Source organism: Streptomyces sp. NPDC047049 (assembly GCF_040643995.1).
Classification (GTDB): Bacteria; Actinomycetota; Actinomycetes; order Streptomycetales; family Streptomycetaceae; genus Streptomyces; species Streptomyces mooreae.
On sequence record NZ_JBEYVM010000008.1, the window covers coordinates 276,664 to 292,991 of the forward strand.

Here is a 16,328-nt window from a genome sequence, read left to right on the forward strand (position 1 = left end):
GTGACGGATACACGCACTCGCGGGAGCCCGGACGCACCGGGCTGAGAGGGAGGCTGGCCGGCCTCCGACCGTACGAACCTGATCCGGGTCATGCCGGCGAAGGGAGGGGCTGGACGCCCATGCACGCAACCGCCACCCGCTCACAACCCACCCCGCGGAGCCCTGATGTGCTGGTCATCGGCGGCGGCATCATCGGTCTGGTCACGGCCTGGCGGGCGGCCGTCCGCGGGCTGAGCGCCGCGGTGGCCGACTCCGCGCCCGGGGGCGGCGCCGCCCGGGTCGCGGCCGGGATGCTGGCCGCGGTCACCGAGCTCCACTACGGCGAGCAGACCCTGCTGGGCCTCAACCTCGCCTCCGCCCGGCGCTACCCCCGCTTCGTCGAAGAGCTGGAGGAGGCCGCGGGACTGCCCGTCGGCTACCGGCGGTGCGGCACCCTGGCCGTCGCGCTGGACGCCGACGACCGCGCCCACCTGCGCGACCTGCACGCCCTGCAGACCCGCTCGGGGCTGGAGTCGCAGTGGCTCACGGGGCGCGAGTGCCGGCGGCTGGAGCCGATGCTGGCCCCCGGGGTGCGCGGCGGTCTGCGGGTGGACGGCGACCACCAGGTCGATCCGCGCCGGCTGGCGAGCGCGCTGGCGACCGCCTGCGAGCGCTCCGGGGTGGCGTTCCACCGGAGCCGGGCCGTGCGGCTGACGGTCGACGGCGGCCGGGCCGCCGGCGCCGAACTCGCCGACGGCACCCGGATCGCGGCCGGCCAGGTCGTACTGGCCGCGGGGAGCTGGAGCGGCCGGCTCGACGGCGTGCCCGACGCGATCCTGCCGCAGGTGCGCCCCGTCAAGGGCCAGGTACTGCGGCTGCGGCTGCCGGAGATGCCCGCCGGCAGCCCCGCCTTCCTCTCCCGCACCGTACGGGCGGTCGTCCGCGGCGGCCCGCTCTACCTGGTCCCGCGCGAGAGCGGCGAACTGGTCGTCGGCGCCACCAGCGAGGAGCTGGGCTGGGACACCACCGTGACCGCCGGCGGGGTCTACGAGCTGCTGCGCGACGCCCACGAGCTGGTCCCCGGCATCACCGAGCTCCCGCTCGTCGAGACCTGCGCCGGACTGCGCCCCGGCTCCCCCGACAACGCCCCGATGCTCGGGCCGACCGCACTGCCCGGCCTCCACCTCGCCACCGGCCACTTCCGCAACGGAGTGCTGCTCACCCCCGTCACCGGTGACGCGATGGCCGAGGTACTGGCCACCGGCCTCCTTCCCGAGGAGGCCCGCCCCTTCTCCCCCGCACGCTTCTCCCCCGCGCCGGAACGGCCCGGGGGGACCCCGATCGCCGCGCCGGGAACCGAGCGCACCCGTGCCCCCCAGGAGCAGCCCGTATGAACGCCGCCCCACCCGCCCCCACCGTCTCGGTGTCCGTCAACGGGGAGCGCCGCGAGATTCCCGCCGGCCTGACCCTCGACCGGCTCGTCGCGACGCTGTCCCAGGCGCCCGCCGGGGTGGCCGCGGCGGTCAATGAGACCGTGGTGCCCCGGAGCGGGTGGCCCGCCACTTCGCTCGCCGACGGCGACCGCGTCGAGGTGCTGACCGCGGTCCAGGGAGGCTGATCCGCAGACATGACCGACACCTCAGCGCTCCGGGGAGCGGCCCCCGCGTCCGACGGCGGCTTCGCCACGGCCGGCGACCCCGCCCCCCTCACCCTCGCCGGCACCACCTTCACGTCCCGCCTGATCATGGGCACCGGTGGCGCACCCAGCCTCGACGTCCTGGAGCGGGCGCTGCTCGCCTCCGGTACGGAGCTGACCACGGTCGCCATGCGGCGGCTGGATCCGACCGTGCAGGGCTCGGTGCTGTCCGTACTGGAGCGCCACAAGATCAAGGTGCTGCCGAACACCGCGGGCTGCTTCACCGCGGGCGAAGCGGTGCTCACCGCCCGGCTCGCCCGGGAAGCGCTCGGCACGGACTGGGTCAAGCTGGAGGTGGTCGCCGACGAGCGCACCCTGCTGCCCGACCCGATCGAGCTGCTGGACGCCGCCGAGACCCTGGTGGACGACGGTTTCACCGTGCTGCCCTACACCAACGACGATCCGGTACTGGCCCGCAAGCTGGAGGACGTGGGCTGCGCCGCGATCATGCCGCTGGGCTCGCCGATCGGCTCCGGCCTGGGCATCCGCAACCCCCACAACTTCCAGCTGATCACCGAGCGGGCCGGCGTCCCCGTCATCCTCGACGCGGGCGCAGGCACGGCGTCGGACGCCGCACTGGCCATGGAGCTGGGCTGCGCGGCCGTGATGCTGGCGTCCGCGGTGACCCGCGCCCAGGAACCCGAGCTGATGGCCTCCGCGATGCGCCACGCCGTCACGGCGGGCCGCCTGGCGTTTTGCGCGGGGCGCATTCCGCGGCGCCACTTCGCGTTGGCGTCGTCCCCGACGCAGGGGGTGCCGGAGTTCGACCCTGAGCGGCCGGCGTTCTGAGTTTTCTGGCCTTCCCGCCGGTCCGCTGCGCTTTGCCTCGGGCCGTTTTTGGCTTTCCCGCCATGGGGGTTGTTCGCCGTTGCTCCCCCACTGCCTAAAGGGCGTGGGAGGTACCCCCAGCGGCGGGCGGGGTCCGCGCAGCGGCACCGCCCGCCGCCAGGCGCAACGGCGAGAAAGCCAAAAACGTGGGCCACAGGCAAAGCGCAGCGGAACGGCGGGAAAGCCAAAACGCGAGGAACGATAGACTCGTCTCCCGTGGATACCACCCTCCAGGACCCGCTCGTGGGCCAGCTGCTCGACGGCCGTTATCGCGTCCAGGCGCGCATCGCCGCAGGCGGGATGGCCACGGTCTACCAGGCCATGGACACCCGGCTCGACCGCGTGCTCGCGCTGAAGGTGATGCACCCGGGCCTCGCCACGGACGGGGCGTTCGTCGAGCGCTTCATCCGCGAGGCGAAGTCGGTCGCGCGGTTGTCGCATCCGAATGTGGTGGGTGTCTTCGACCAGGGCACGGACGGTACGTACGTGTATCTGGCCATGGAGTACGTCGCGGGCTGCACGCTGCGCGACGTGCTGCGCGAGCGGGGCGCCCTGCAGCCGCGGGCCGCGCTGGACATCCTGGAGCCGATCCTGGCAGCCCTGGGGGCCGCGCACCGTGCCGGGCTGGTGCACCGCGACATGAAGCCCGAGAACGTCCTGATCGGCGACGACGGCCGGGTCAAGGTCGCCGACTTCGGGCTGGTGCGGGCGGTGGACACCAACACCACCGCGTCGACCGGCTCGGTGCTGGGCACCGTCTCCTACCTGGCTCCCGAGCAGCTGGAGCACGGCACCGCGGACGCCCGGGTCGATGTCTACGCCTGCGGTGTGGTGCTCTACGAGATGCTGACCGGCGGCAAGCCGCACACCGGCGGCACCGTGGCGCAGATCCTCTACCAGCATCTGCACGAGGACGTGCTGCCGCCGTCCGGGCTGGTGCCCGGTCTCGCACCGCAGCTGGACGAGCTGGTCGCGCTGGCCTGCGCCCGCGAGCCGCAGCTGCGGCCGCAGGACGCGGTGGTGCTGCTGGCCCGGGCGCAGGAGGCCCGCGCACAGCTGACCGACGCCCAGCTGGATGTCGTACCGCCGGAGGCCAGGGACCTGGCCGCGGGGGGTGCGGTCGACGACTTCGCGCGTACGGACGTGATACCCCGCACCGACGGCGCGGCGGAGCTGAACCGCACCAGCCGGCTGGAGGTGCCGACGGCCTCCGAGCAGACCACCCGGCTGCGGCCGGTGCCCGCCGAGGAGGCACCCCGCCGCGGGCTCCGGCGGCGGCCGCTCGTCACCGTCATCGCGGCCGTTCTGCTGATCCTCGGGGTCGGTACGGGCGTCTGGTACATCACCGAAGGCCAGTTCACCACCGTTCCCCCGGTGCTGGAGATGACACAGGCCAAGGCCGAGAAGACCCTGCGGGACGACGGGCTGGGCGTGAAGGTGGTGCGCGGCTTCAGCTCGAACGTGGAGCGCGGGCACGTCATGAAGACGGCTCCGGCGACCGGCAAGCAGATCCGTGGCACCGGCACGGTCACCGTCACCATCTCCCGCGGACCGGAGATCGTCGAGGTCCCGGACCTGTCCGGCACTCCGGTCGCCGACGCCAAGCGCAAGCTGCGCGACCGCGGGCTGGTGCCGGCCACCGTCACCCGGCAGTTCAACGACGAGGTGGCCAAGGGCTCGGTGATCCGTACGGACCCGGCTGCCGGGACCAAGCGGCGGCCCGATACGGGCGTGGGGCTGACGGTCAGCCGCGGCAGCGCGGTCGAGGTGCCCGGCGTGCTCGGCAGCGACCGCGCGGACGCGGCGAACACGCTGCGCGAGGCCGGTTTCCAGGTGCGCTTCGCCGACGAGCCGGTGTTCTCCACCCAGGACAAGGGCACCGTCGCCCGGCAGACCCCGGCCGAGGGCAAGAGTCTCGGCAAGGGCGACACGGTCACCCTCACGCTCTCCAAGGGGCCGGAGATGATCGCCGTCCCGAACGTCACCGGCAAGAACGTCGATGACGCCAAGAAGCAGCTGACGGATCTGGGCTTCCAGGTCGAGGTGAAGAAGCCGTTCTTCTTCCCGAAGGACACGGTCGACAGCCAGTCCGTCGAGCCCGGGAAGCAGGCGCCGAAGGGCGGCACGATCACCATCGAGCTCAAGGGCGGGCTGTAAGCCCCGCCGTCCGTGCCCCACGGCTGCCGTCCGGCGGTCGTGGGGCACCTGGCACCCTGGGGAGGGTGAGTACCTTCCCCGAGGGCGCCGCGCAGCGCGCCCGTGCACGCAACCCGGTCGGCGGCCATGTTCCGGTGGCCGGCGGCCTGGCCAAGACCGGTCTTCCCTACGCCCGGGAGATGGGCGACGAGGTCGTCCAGGTCTTCGTGGCCAATCCGCGCGGCTGGGCGACGCTGCCCGGCAGCCCCGGACAGGACGAGGCGTTCCGGGCGGCCTGCGCCGAGGAGGGGATTCCGGTGTATGTCCATGCGCCGTATCTGATCAACTTCGGTTCGCACACCGAGGCGACCGTCGACAAGTCCGTGGACTCATTGCGCCACTCGCTGCGCCGCGGCCGGGAGATCGGCGCGCTGGGCGTGGTCGTGCACACCGGTTCGGCGACCGGCGGGCGGCCGCGTGAGACCGCGATGGCGCAGGTCAGAGAGCGGATGCGGCCGTTGCTCGATGAGCTGACGCACCCGGACGACCCCTGGTTGCTGCTGGAGCCGACGGCCGGGCAGGGGGCGTCGCTGTGTGCGCTGGCGGAAGATCTCGGTCCGTACTTCGACGCGCTGGACCGGCACCCCAAGCTGGGGATCTGCCTCGACACCTGTCATGCGTTCGCGGCCGGGCACGACATGGCGGCGCCGGGCGGCACGAAGGCGCTGCTGGACGAGCTGGTGGAGGTCGCCGGCGAGGGCCGGCTGAGGCTGATCCACGCCAATGACTCCAAGGATGTCGTCGGCGCCCACAAGGACAGGCACGAGAACATCGGCGCGGGTCACATCGGTGCGGAGCCGTTCGGTGAGCTGTTCCGGCACCCGGCGACGGAGGGTGTGCCGCTGGTGGTCGAGACCCCGGGCGGTAAGGAGGGGCACGCGGCGGACGTGGCCCGGCTCAAGGAGCTGCGCGGGACCTGAGCCCCGTCCCGGGTGCCGGGATCAGAGCTCGGGGCCGTCCCCGGGCTCCTCCTGGTATGAGTAGCGCTGCTCCCGCCAGGGGTCGCCCAGGTTGTGGTAGCCGCGTTCCTCCCAGAAGCCGCGGCGGTCGGCCCGCATGTACTCGATGCCGCGGACCCACTTGGGGCCTTTCCAGGCGTACAGGTGCGGAACGATCAGGCGGACCGGGAAGCCGTGCTCCGCGGTGAGGAGTTCACCCGAGCGGTGTGTGGCGAAGAGGCATTTCTCCGCGGCGAAATCCTCGATCCGCACATTCGAACTGAAGCCGTACTCGGCCCACACCATGACATGGGTGACATCGGGGGCCGGCGGTGCGAGTTCGAGGATCGTTCGGGTGCACACTCCGCCCCATTCGGCTCCCAGCATGCTGAATTTCGTTACGCAGTGCATATCGGCAACGACCGTGGTGTACGGCAGCGCCGTGAATTCCTCGTGCGACCAGCAGTGTTTCGCGCCGTCGGCGGTGGCGCCAAAAGCCCGGAACTCCCAGCGTTCGGCGCGGAACTTCGGCACCGGCCCGTAATGCGTCACCGGCCAGCCCCGCTGCAACCGCTGTCCCGGAGGCAGCTGAGGTTGCTCCTCTTCGCGGCTTTCCGGCTGACCCATGCCCTCCATGGTGTCAGACCGGAAGGGGTGCCGATGACCAGGCAGGGAGGGATTCGGGCAACTCGCACTAAGCGTGCACTTACTGGACGCCCCGCTCCGGGCGGTGCGAGGATGCGGCACCTGCCCAGTTCTCGCGTGGAAGGAGCCCGCAGCCATGCAGGGCGACCCCGAGGTCATCGAATTCCTCAATGAGCAGCTGACCGCCGAGCTCACCGCGATCAACCAGTACTTCCTGCACGCCAAGATGCAGGAGAACTTCGGCTGGACGAAGCTCGCGAAGTACACCCGCTCGGAGTCCTTCGACGAGATGAAGCACGCAGAGATCCTGACGGACCGGATTCTCTTCCTGGAAGCTCTGCCGAATTACCAGCGGCTGTTCCACGTACGGGTGGGCCAGACCGTCACGGAGATGTTCCAGGCCGACCGGCAGATCGAGGTCGAAGCCATCGACCGCCTCAAGCGCGGTATCGAGCTCATGCGCAACAAGGGCGACATCACCTCGGCGAATATCTTCGAGGACATCCTCGCGGACGAGGAGCACCACATCGACTATCTCGACACCCAGCTGGAGCTGGTGGAGAAGCTGGGAGAAGCGCTCTACATCGCCCAGGTCATCGAGCAGCCGAGCTGAGCGAGCGGCCGGATGTCATCCCTCGGCGCGGACCGCACCGGCTGCGGGAGACCCCCGTCACCCCTGAGGACTACGCGGCCTCCGAGAGCGCCGCGGGCCCCACGGCGTCCGCCTCCACGCCCAGCGGTTCGGGCGCACCGCTGTCGATGAGCTCCCGGCGGGGGCAGGCGCCCCGGCCAAGCAGGGACTGGATGCGCTTGACGCAGCCACCGCAGTCGGTGCCGGCCTTGCAGGCCGAGGCGATCTGCCGGGGCGTGCAGGCACCCGTGTCCGCGTGCTCACGGACCTGCTGCTCGGTGATCCCGAAGCAGGAGCAGACGTACACGCGGCTTCACCTTCCGTGGAGTCACCTCACCCCATCCGGCTGATCTTGAGTGAGGTAACCCTTACCTTACCTGGCCCGGCGGGGGCTGCACAACGCAGTGGGGCGCGGATCACAGGATCCGCGCCCCACTGCGTGGTGCCTCTGACCGTCAGCGCAGGTCAGCGGCCGACCGGCTCACTGGTCGCGGTACATCTCCGCCACCAGGAAGGCCAGGTCGAGCGACTGGCTGCGGTTGAGCCGCGGGTCGCAGGCGGTCTCGTAGCGCTGGTGGAGGTCGTCGACGAAGATCTCGTCGCCGCCGCCCACGCACTCGGTGACGTCGTCACCGGTCAGCTCGACGTGGATGCCGCCCGGGTGCGTGCCGAGGCTCTTGTGGACCTCGAAGAAGCCCTTGACCTCGTCCAGCACATCGTCGAAGCGCCGGGTCTTGTGACCGGAGGCCGCCTCGAAGGTGTTGCCGTGCATCGGGTCGCAGATCCAGGCGACCTGCGCACCGGAGGCGGTGACCTTCTCGACCAGCTCGGGGAGCTTGTCGCGGACCTTGTCCGCTCCCATGCGGGTGATGAAGGTCAGCCGGCCCGGCTCCCGCTCCGGGTCGAGGCGCTCGATGAGCGTCAGCGCGTCCTCGGGAGTCGTCGTCGGGCCCAGCTTGACGCCGAGGGGGTTGCGGATGCGCGAGGCGAACTCGATGTGCGCGCCGTCGAGCTGACGGGTGCGCTCGCCGATCCAGACCATGTGGCCGGAGACGTCGTAGAGGTTGCCGGTGCGCGAGTCGACACGGGTCAGCGACGACTCGTAGTCCAGGACCAGCGCCTCGTGGGAGGCGTAGAACTCGACGGTGCGGAACTCCTCCGGGTCCACCCCGCAGGCGTTCATGAAGTTCATCGCGCGGTCGATCTCGCGGGCCAGCGCCTCGTAGCGCTGTCCGGAGGGCGAGGACTTCACGAAGTCCTGGTTCCAGGCGTGCACCTGCCGCAGGTCGGCGTAGCCGCCCGTGGTGAAGGCGCGCACGAGGTTCAGCGTCGCCGCGGAGGCGTGGTACATCCGCTTCAGCCGCTCGGGGTCCGGGATGCGGGCCGCCTCGGTGAACTCGAAGCCGTTGACGGAGTCGCCGCGGTAGGTCGGCAGCGTCACCCCGTCGCGGGTCTCGGTGGGCTTGGAGCGCGGCTTGCTGTACTGGCCGGCGATCCGGCCGACCTTGACCACCGGGACGGACCCGGCGTAGGTCAGGACGGCGCCCATCTGGAGGAGCGTCTTGAGCTTGTTACGGATGTGCTCGGCGGATACGGCGTCGAAGGCCTCCGCGCAGTCGCCGCCCTGAAGCAGGAACGCCTCACCACGGGCGACCGCTCCCAGGCGCTCGCGCAGCTGGTCGCACTCGCCCGCGAAGACGAGCGGCGGATAGGACTCGAGCTCCGCGATCACATCGCGCAGAGCCTTTTGGTCCGGCCAGTCAGGCTGCTGCGCCGCGGGCAGGTCTCGCCAGGTGTGGCCACCGGCGTGGGTTTCAGCGTTCACGGTCACAAGTCCCACATTACGGGGTCCCGTGAGGGTGTCCGTCCGGGCATCCGGACTGTGAGACGCACGGCACCCGGACGTCCGGTAGGGTGCCACCCATGTGCACGCGACCGGCCATGAACATGAACTGGTGGTGGACCGCTCATCCGGCGGCCCACTGATTCGCGCGCACCCACACACTTCGCGAAGGCCGCCCGAGGGGCGGCCTTCAGCCTTTTGCGGCGGCCGTTCCTCCTCCCCGGAAGGAACCCGTCATGCACCACGAGCCCCCTGCCGCCCGCCCGGACGCCGCCGCACTCGTCCGGCGGCTGCTCGACCCCGCCTGCCCGCCGTTCGCCCTGCTGCACCGCCGCACGCCCGGCCGGGAGGCGGCAACCGTCGAGGTGCTGATCGGTGAGGTCGACGAGGTCGGGCGGCTGGCCGACATCCCGCTGGGCGAGGGGGTGCCGGACGCGCCGGTGACCGACGCGCTCGCGCTGATCCCGTTCCGGCAGATCCGCGAGCGCGGCTTCCGGGCCCATGACGACGGCACACCGCTGGCCGTGCTGCGCCCCCGCGAGAGCGCGGAGCTGCCGCTCGACGAGGTGCTGGCGGCGCTGCCCGTGCAGGAGGTGCGGGTGACGGACGGGGCGTTCGACGTGGACGACGACGCCTATGCCGAGATCGTCGGGCGGGTGGTGCGGGACGAGATCGGCACCGGCGAGGGCGCGAACTTCGTCATCCGCAGGACCTTCGAGGGCACGGTCGAGGACTTCTCGGCGGCCGGCGCGCTGGCGCTGTTCCGGCGGCTGCTGGCCGGTGAGCGGGGCGCGTACTGGACCTATGTGGTGCACCGCCCCGGGGTGCACACCCTGGTCGGCGCCAGCCCCGAGGTGCACGTCCGGATGACCGGCGGGCCCGGGGACGGCGGGCGGGCGGCCGGGACGGTCGTGATGAACCCGATCAGCGGCACCTACCGCTACCCGGAGGGCGGCCCCACCGCCGAGAGCCTGCTGGCGTTCCTCGACGACCGCAAGGAGGCCGAGGAGCTGTCCATGGTGGTGGACGAGGAACTGAAGATGATGTGCACCGTCGGCGACAAGGGCGGGGTGGTGATCGGGCCCCGGCTCAAGGAGATGGCGCACCTCGCGCACACCGAGTACGAGCTGCGCGGCCGGTCCACCCTCGATGTGCGCGAGGTGCTGAAGGAGACGATGTTCGCGGCGACCGTCACCGGGTCGCCGGTGCAGAACGCCTGCCGGGTGATCGAGCGGTACGAGCCGGCGGACGCCGACGGGCGGGGCCGCGGCTACTACGCGGGGGCGCTGGCGCTGATCGGCCGGGACGCGGGCGGCGCGCAGACACTGGACTCGCCGATCCTGATCCGTACCGCCGACATCTCCGCGGACGGCCGGCTGCGGGTACCGGTCGGCGCCACGCTCGTCCGCGCCTCCGACCCGCGCAGCGAGGTCGCCGAGACGCACGCCAAGGCCGCGGGGGTGCTCAGCGCGCTGGGGGTACGGCCGGCGCCCGCCCGGGCGGCGGCCGCGGGCGGCGGGCAGCGGCTGGCCGACGACCCCCGGGTGCGGGCCGCGCTGGACGCCCGTCGCGCCGGCCTCGCGCCCTTCTGGCTGCGGATGCAGACCACCGCGCCGATCGCCGAGCTGAGCGGGCACGCGCTGGTCATCGACGCGGAGGACACCTTCACCGCGATGCTGGCGCACCTGCTGCGCACCTCGGGGCTGGACGTCACCGTGCGCCGCTTCGACGAGCCGGGGCTGCGCGAGGCCGCCCGCGCGCACCGGGGCCCGGTCGTGCTGGGCCCGGGGCCGGGCAACCCGTCGGACGCCGCCGACCCCAAGATGCGCTTCCTGCGGTCGCTCACCGCCGAGCTGGTCGCCGGGCACCGGGACGGCCTGCTGGGGGTCTGCCTGGGGCATGAACTGCTCGCCGCCGAGCTGGGGTTGGAGATCGTCCGCAAGGAGGTGCCCTGCCAGGGCGCGCAGGAGCGGATCGACTTCTTCGGCCGCCCGGAGACCGTCGGCTTCTACAACACCTTCACGGCCCGCTGCGACGACACCACGGCGGCCGAACTCGCCATGCACCGGGTGGAGTTGAGCCGGGACGCGGACAGCGGTGAGGTGCATGCGCTGCGCGGGCCGGGCTTCGCCGGTGTGCAGTTCCACCCGGAGTCGGTGCTGACCCTGGACGGCGCCTCGGTCACCGCGCAGCTGCTGGCAGCTGTCCTCGTGTGACCAGCATGTTCTCGTTGGTGCGGTGGGCCAGGTGGTCCTCGACGTTGGCCACGGTGGCCGCGACGATCTGGCCGACCGCGTCCTCGGTGAAGTACGCCTGGTGCGAGGTGACCAGCACATTGCCGAAGGTCATCAGGCGGGCGAGGGTGTCGTCGTCGATGACGTCCAGGGACTTGTCGACGTAGAAGAACCTGGCCTCCTCCTCGTAGACGTCCAGGCCGACGCCGGTGAGCCGGCCGGCCTTGAGCGTGTCGACCAGGGCCTCGGTGTCGATCAGCCCGCCGCGGCTGGAGTTGACCAGGATCGCGTCGTCCTTCATCGCGGCCAGCGCGGCGGCGTCGACGATCCGCCGGGTCCCGTCCACCAGCGGGAGATGGAGGGTGATCAGGTCCGCCTCGGCCAGCAGCCGCTCCCGGGGGACGTAGCGCATGCCCAGCTCCACGCAGCGCGGGTTCTCAACGAGGTCCCAGCCCAGCAGGTTCATCCCGAAGCCGTGGGCGATCCGGGTGAACGCCTCGCCGATCCTGCCGGTGCCCAGCACCCCCGCCGTCCGCCCGCGCAGATCGCGGCCCATCAGGCCGTCCAGCCGGAAGTCGAAGTTACGGGTGCGGGTGGCGGCCGGCACGATCCGCCGGTTGACGGCCAGCGCCAGCGCCCAGGCGAATTCGGCGACCGCGTAGGGGGAGTAGCAGGAGACCCGGCCGATGCTCATCCCGAGGTCGGCCGCGGCCTCCAGGTCGATGTTGTTGAAGCCCGTGGAGCGCTGGGCGATCAGTTTCGTCCCGCCGGCCGCGAGGGCCTGCAGGACGTCCGCGCCCAGATCGGCGTTGACGCTGGAGCTGACGATCTCGTAGCCGCGGGCGATGGGCGCGGTGTCGCGGTTGAGGAAGACATCCAGGCTGCGGACCTGGTGGCGGCCGGCGAAGGCCTTCTCCAGATACGGCCGCTCATCGGCCTGCACCCCGAAGGCGACGATCTCCACGAGCTCTCCCGTCTCTCCCGCCGGTGGTGCGCCCCGCCCGGGGGCGAGGGGCCGGATATCGCACGTATGCCGCATATGGCGCAAATGGCGAATACGGCGAATATACGGCCCCTGGCCTGCGGGTGCCGCCCGGCGCCCGGGGCGGCGGCGGGAGGCTGCGGGTCATGGGCAGCCGCGACGGCCGGCTCAGCCGAAGAACACCCCGGCCTCGGCGTAGCGCGCCGGATCGACGGTCTTCAGCTGGGCGGTCGCCTCCGCGATCGGTACCCGGACGATGTCCGTGCCGCGCAGCGCGACCATCTTCCCGAAGTCGCCGTCGCGGACCGCATCGATGGCGTGCAGCCCGAAGCGGGTGGCCAGCCAGCGGTCGAAGGCGCTGGGGGTACCGCCGCGCTGGGTGTGCCCGAGGACCGTCGTCCGCGCTTCCTTGCCGGTCCGCGCCTCGATCTCCTTGGCCAGCCACTCCCCCACCCCGGACAGCCGGACATGGCCGAAGGAGTCGGTGGAGTCGTCCTTGAGCACCATCTGGCCGTCCTTGGGCATCGCGCCCTCGGCGACGACCACGATCGGGGCGTAGCGGACCTTGAAGCGGGAGTCGATCCACCGGCAGACCTGCTCGATGTCGAAGCGCTGCTCCGGGATGAGGATGACGTTCGCGCCGCCGGCGAGGCCGGAGTGCAGCGCGATCCAGCCGGCGTGCCGGCCCATCACCTCGACGACCAGCACCCGCATATGGGATTCGGCGGTGGTGTGCAGCCGGTCGATGGCTTCGGTGGCGACGCCGACGGCGGTGTCGAAGCCGAAGGTGTAGTCCGTGGCGGACAGGTCGTTGTCGATGGTCTTGGGGACGCCGACGCAGGGGACGGCGTGTTCGCCCCAGAGCCGGGCGGCGACGCCGAGGGTGTCCTCGCCGCCGATCGCGATCAGCGCTTCGACCTCCTGCTTGGCGAGCGTTTCCCGGATCCGGCGGACGCCGTCCTTCTCCTTGAAGGGGTTGGTCCGCGAGGAGCCGAGGATGGTGCCGCCACGGGGGAGGATGCCGCGCACCGCCGGGATGTCCAGCGGGACCGTGTCGCCCTCCAGCGGCCCGCGCCAGCCGTCCCGGAAGCCGACGAACTCGTATCCGTACTCCTGGGTGCCCTTACGGACGACACCCCTGATCACTGCGTTCAGACCCGGGCAGTCGCCGCCGCCGGTCAGTACTCCGACCCGCATCGCTGCTTCACCTACCTCCCGACAGTGGCCGCGCACGGCCGTGTGTGAGCCGACGACGGTCACGCTAATGGTGATCTGGGTCACTCCGGGATGGGGCAGACGGCGATGTCCGTTATTTACCGGGGAGTTGGCAGGGGGCGTTCACCCGTACGGGCGGCTTCCTCCGGGTGGCGGTCCGGGGCGGACGGTGCGCGCCCCGGCCACGCCTCCTCGAAACCGTGGCGTGCCGCCTCGTCGAGGCCGCGGCTTCACCCCTCGTCGAGGCCGCGCTCTATCGCATAGCGCACCAGCTCCACGCGGTTGTGCAACTGGAGCTTGCCGAGGGTGTTCTGGACGTGGTTCTGCACCGTGCGGTGCGAGATGACCAGCCGCTCGGCGATCTGCTTGTACGAGAGTCCCTTGGCGACCAGGCGCAGCACCTCGGTCTCCCGGTCCGTCAACTGGGGTGCGCCCACCTCGTCCGGCGCCGCCGGGGCCGGTTCGGTCGCCAGCCTGCGGTACTCGCCGAGCACCAGACCGGCCAGGCCCGGGGTGAACACCGCGTCACCGGCGGCCGTGCGCCGCACCGCGTCCAGCAGTTCGTCGGTGCTCGCCGACTTCAGCAGATAGCCGGTCGCCCCGGACTTGACCGCCTCCAGGACATCGGCGTGCTCCCCGCTCGCGGAGAGCACCAGCACCCGCAGCGCCGGATTGGCGCCGACCAGTTCCTGGCACACCCGTACACCGGGCAGCCCCGGCAGATTAAGGTCGAGGACCAGCACCTCGGGTCCCGCGGCCTGCGCCCTGCGCACCGCCTGGAGCCCGTCGCCGGCCGTCGCGACCACCTCGCACCCGGCCTCCGCCAGGTCCCGTGCGACCGCGTCCCGCCACATCGGGTGGTCGTCGACCACCATGACCTTCAGCCCCTGCTCGCTCACGCGCCGCCCTTCCCCCGCTTTCCGCCCTCGGGCGCAGCGCCCTTGGGGACCGTCAACTCCACTTCCGTGCCCTGGCCGGGGACCGAGATCCACTCCGCGCTGCCGCCCAGGTCCCGCAGCCGGCCGCGGATCGACAGGGCCACCCCCAGACGGCCCTCGCGCTCGGCGTCCGCGAGCCGGCCCTCGGGGATACCGGGGCCGTCGTCGCGGACCGTCACGATCACCGCGTGCGGTTCGTCCTCCACCAGGATCCATGCGTGGGCCGTCGCCCCCGCATGCACCCGTACATTGTCCAGCGCGGCACTGACAGCGGCCGCGAGCTCGGCCGCCGCGGCGGGCGGCAGCGCCACCGGGGCACCGGGTTCGGAGAAGGTGACGCCGGCGCCCGCGTACGGCGCGAGCAGCGCCCGGACATCGCACGGTCCGTCACCGGCCGGCGCCGGCACGGCCACCGCGGAGGCCGCGGCCGGCTCCCCCGCGCGCTCGCCCGCCCGGTGCGGCACCAGCGTCCGGAGCGCGGGCGGCGGCACCAGCCCGCCGGCGACCAGGGTCCGCAGCGCGACCTCCTGCTCACCGGCCATCCGCCCGAGTTCGCTCGCCTCGCCGCCGATCTCGGCGCCGCGCCGCTGCACCATCGCCAGCACCTGCAGCACGCTGTCGTGGATGTCGCGGGCCAGCCGCTCCCGCTCCCGGGTGGCGGCGTCGATCTGCAGGGCGCGGGCGAGGGTGCGCTCACTGGAGCGGGCCACCTCGACGACATAGCCGAGGCCGACGCTGGCCACCCACACCAGCACCACGTTGTGGATGGTGTCGCGGGCCAGCTCCTGGCGCTCGACGAGATTGGCCACCGCCACGATGGTGGAGGCCACCGCGGCCCAGCGCCAGCCGCCCTTGATCGCGAAGCCCAGGACCGCGCCCGCCGTCCAGATCGACGGCAGCGTCGGCCCGCCGCCCATGATGCGGGCGTGGGTGTCGACCACCAGCGTGAGCAGGATGCCGCCGATCGCGAAGCCGAGGTCGGCGACGAGGAAGTGCCGGGTGCAGCGCTCCGCCGAGGTGGTGCGCTGCCAGGTCAGCACCGTCCAGACGGTCAGCGCGCCCATGTAGGCGGCGGCGCCCAGCGGATGGGCGTACTGCCGGTAGGAGAGCGCGACCAGGCACAGGGTGTAGACGAGGGTGAGGATCCGGTAGCCGGTGAGCGCGCGCCACAGCGGGAGCTCGACGGACATCCGCAGCACCTTGGGAGGGCGTTTGCCGTGGCGCCTGGCGGCCATGGCGGCGGCGCCCGCCGTGCCGGTGCCCGTCTCCGTGCCCGTCTCCGTGCCCGTATCCGTCATTGCCGTCCCCCTCGCCGGGCGTGCTCACGCCCGGTCTCGGCCCTGCCCGTCTATTCGGCGGCCGCCTTCTTGGCCCGCTCCGCCTCGGCCTTCTTCTGCGCCTCGGCCTGTGCCGCCTCGGCCTTCGCCGCGTCGGCGATCTGCCGCTTGGCCGCCGTCGCGTAGATGTCGACGTACTCCTGGCCGGAGAGCTTCATGATCTCGTACATGACCTCGTCGGTGACCGACCGCAGGATGAAGCGGTCGCCCTCCATGCCCTGGTAGCGGGTGAAGTCCAGCGGCTTGCCGATGCGGATGCCCGGCCGGATCATCTTCGGCACGATCTTGCCGGGTGGCTGCACCTTCTCGGTGTCGATCATCGCCACGGGGATGACCGGCGCCCCGGTGGCCAGCGCCACCCGCGCCAGACCGCCCGGCTTGCCGCGGTAGAGCCGGCCGTCCGGGGAGCGGGTGCCCTCCGGGTAGATGCCGAACAGCTCACCGCGCTCCAGCACCTCGATACCGCTCTTGATCGCCGCCTCGCCCGCGCCCCGGCCGCCCGAGCGGTCCACCGGCAGCTGGCCCACGCCCTTGAAGAACGCGGCGGTCAGCTTGCCCTTGACCCCCGGGGAGGTGAAGTACTCGGACTTCGCGATGAAGGTGACCTTGCGGTCGAGCACCGCGGGCAGGAAGAACGAGTCCGAGAAGGACAAGTGGTTGCTCGCGAGGATCGCCGGGCCCTCGGCGGGGATGTTCTCGATGCCTTCCACCCAGGGCCTGAAGGCAAGCTTCAGCGACCCGCCGATGGAAAACTTCATTGCGCCGTAGATCAACCGACTGCCTCCTGTGTGTGACGCAAAGACCTTAACCTGCCACGGTGGCCCCCTCGCGCCGCGGCCGCCGCCGGACCTATCCGCCCGCCGTCA

General features: G+C 71.9%; 15 protein-coding genes and 1 riboswitch. Of the genes, 7 read left to right on the forward strand and 8 right to left on the reverse strand.

All coding sequences use genetic code 11. The annotated features are described in order from the left end of the window. Positions 1-9: 9 nt before the first annotated feature. A riboswitch (TPP riboswitch) is annotated at positions 10-122 on the forward strand. The 5 genes from thiO to ABZ851_RS20740 all read left to right on the forward strand — a co-directional run bounded on the left by thiO (position 120) and on the right by ABZ851_RS20740 (position 5,619). Then, entirely contained in the window at positions 120-1,373 is a 1,254-nt protein-coding gene (gene thiO / locus ABZ851_RS20720) for a glycine oxidase ThiO (protein ID WP_361129469.1), read from the forward strand. (Overlaps the previous riboswitch by 3 nt.) Continuing rightward, complete coding sequence (gene thiS / locus ABZ851_RS20725) at positions 1,370-1,597, forward strand: sulfur carrier protein ThiS (protein WP_336052460.1); 228 nt, start codon at positions 1,370-1,372, stop codon at positions 1,595-1,597. The genes thiO and thiS overlap by 4 nt, the downstream gene beginning before the upstream one ends. Positions 1,598-1,606: 9 nt before the next feature. Then, complete coding sequence (locus tag ABZ851_RS20730) at positions 1,607-2,464, forward strand: thiazole synthase (RefSeq protein ID WP_361129472.1); 858 nt, start codon at positions 1,607-1,609, stop codon at positions 2,462-2,464. Positions 2,465-2,719: 255 nt separating this feature from the next. Then, a complete protein-coding gene (gene pknB, locus ABZ851_RS20735; protein ID WP_361129475.1) occupies positions 2,720-4,660 on the forward strand; it encodes a Stk1 family PASTA domain-containing Ser/Thr kinase in 1,941 nt (646 codons plus the stop codon). Between the two features lie 65 nt (positions 4,661-4,725). Continuing rightward, positions 4,726-5,619, forward strand: a complete 894-nt coding sequence (locus ABZ851_RS20740; protein ID WP_361129478.1) for a deoxyribonuclease IV — start codon at positions 4,726-4,728, stop codon at positions 5,617-5,619. A 21-nt stretch (positions 5,620-5,640) separates the two neighbouring features. Here the strand turns inward: ABZ851_RS20740 and ABZ851_RS20745 are convergent, their stop codons facing one another. Further along, a complete protein-coding gene (locus tag ABZ851_RS20745; protein ID WP_361129481.1) occupies positions 5,641-6,273 on the reverse strand; it encodes a sulfite oxidase-like oxidoreductase in 633 nt (210 codons plus the stop codon). A 145-nt stretch (positions 6,274-6,418) separates the two neighbouring features. On the opposite strand from ABZ851_RS20745, the gene bfr reads away from it, so the two are divergent. Beyond that, on the forward strand, positions 6,419-6,895 hold the full coding sequence (bfr, locus tag ABZ851_RS20750; RefSeq protein WP_311626815.1) for a bacterioferritin: 477 nt from the start codon (positions 6,419-6,421) through the stop codon (positions 6,893-6,895). Positions 6,896-6,965: 70 nt separating this feature from the next. Here the strand turns inward: bfr and ABZ851_RS20755 are convergent, their stop codons facing one another. Then, entirely contained in the window at positions 6,966-7,220 is a 255-nt protein-coding gene (locus ABZ851_RS20755) for a (2Fe-2S)-binding protein (protein ID WP_361129485.1), read from the reverse strand. Positions 7,221-7,394: 174 nt separating this feature from the next. Next, a complete protein-coding gene (locus ABZ851_RS20760) occupies positions 7,395-8,744 on the reverse strand; it encodes a class II 3-deoxy-7-phosphoheptulonate synthase (RefSeq protein WP_088797269.1) in 1,350 nt (449 codons plus the stop codon). A gap of 248 nt (positions 8,745-8,992) precedes the next feature. On the opposite strand from ABZ851_RS20760, the gene ABZ851_RS20765 reads away from it, so the two are divergent. Then, a complete protein-coding gene (locus ABZ851_RS20765; RefSeq protein ID WP_361129489.1) occupies positions 8,993-10,972 on the forward strand; it encodes an anthranilate synthase family protein in 1,980 nt (659 codons plus the stop codon). Here ABZ851_RS20765 and ABZ851_RS20770 read toward each other — a convergent pair. The 5 genes from ABZ851_RS20770 to ABZ851_RS20790 all read right to left on the reverse strand — a co-directional run bounded on the left by ABZ851_RS20770 (position 10,938) and on the right by ABZ851_RS20790 (position 16,220). Further along, a complete protein-coding gene (locus ABZ851_RS20770) occupies positions 10,938-11,954 on the reverse strand; it encodes a 2-hydroxyacid dehydrogenase (RefSeq protein WP_361129492.1) in 1,017 nt (338 codons plus the stop codon). The genes ABZ851_RS20765 and ABZ851_RS20770 overlap by 35 nt on opposite strands. Positions 11,955-12,140: 186 nt before the next feature. Further along, a complete protein-coding gene (locus tag ABZ851_RS20775) occupies positions 12,141-13,169 on the reverse strand; it encodes a 6-phosphofructokinase (RefSeq protein WP_361129495.1) in 1,029 nt (342 codons plus the stop codon). Between the two features lie 248 nt (positions 13,170-13,417). Beyond that, on the reverse strand, positions 13,418-14,086 hold the full coding sequence (locus tag ABZ851_RS20780) for a response regulator transcription factor (RefSeq protein WP_361129498.1): 669 nt from the start codon (positions 14,084-14,086) through the stop codon (positions 13,418-13,420). After that, positions 14,083-15,315 (reverse strand): DUF5931 domain-containing protein, encoded by a 1,233-nt coding sequence (locus ABZ851_RS20785; RefSeq protein ID WP_361129579.1) that lies wholly within the window; start codon positions 15,313-15,315, stop codon positions 14,083-14,085. Before ABZ851_RS20785 ends, ABZ851_RS20780 begins: the two co-directional genes overlap by 4 nt. A gap of 158 nt (positions 15,316-15,473) precedes the next feature. Then, positions 15,474-16,220: a lysophospholipid acyltransferase family protein gene (locus ABZ851_RS20790; protein WP_088797274.1), complete on the reverse strand. Its 747-nt coding sequence runs from the start codon at positions 16,218-16,220 to the stop codon at positions 15,474-15,476. Positions 16,221-16,328: the final 108 nt, after the last annotated feature.

Bases quoted from the DNA above. Each gene is read 5' to 3' on its own strand.
- thiO (WP_361129469.1), top strand. From the start codon at position 120: ATGCACGCAACCGCCACCCGCTCACAACCCACCCCGCGGAGCCCTGAT.
- thiS (WP_336052460.1), top strand. From the start codon at position 1,370: ATGAACGCCGCCCCACCCGCCCCCACCGTCTCGGTGTCCGTCAACGGG.
- ABZ851_RS20730 (WP_361129472.1), top strand. From the start codon at position 1,607: ATGACCGACACCTCAGCGCTCCGGGGAGCGGCCCCCGCGTCCGACGGC.
- ABZ851_RS20745 (WP_361129481.1), bottom strand. From the start codon at position 6,273: ATGGAGGGCATGGGTCAGCCGGAAAGCCGCGAAGAGGAGCAACCTCAG.
- bfr (WP_311626815.1), top strand. From the start codon at position 6,419: ATGCAGGGCGACCCCGAGGTCATCGAATTCCTCAATGAGCAGCTGACC.
- ABZ851_RS20765 (WP_361129489.1), top strand. From the start codon at position 8,993: ATGCACCACGAGCCCCCTGCCGCCCGCCCGGACGCCGCCGCACTCGTC.
- ABZ851_RS20775 (WP_361129495.1), bottom strand. From the start codon at position 13,169: ATGCGGGTCGGAGTACTGACCGGCGGCGGCGACTGCCCGGGTCTGAAC.
- ABZ851_RS20785 (WP_361129579.1), bottom strand. From the start codon at position 15,315: ATGTCCGTCGAGCTCCCGCTGTGGCGCGCGCTCACCGGCTACCGGATC.
- ABZ851_RS20790 (WP_088797274.1), bottom strand. From the start codon at position 16,220: ATGAAGTTTTCCATCGGCGGGTCGCTGAAGCTTGCCTTCAGGCCCTGG.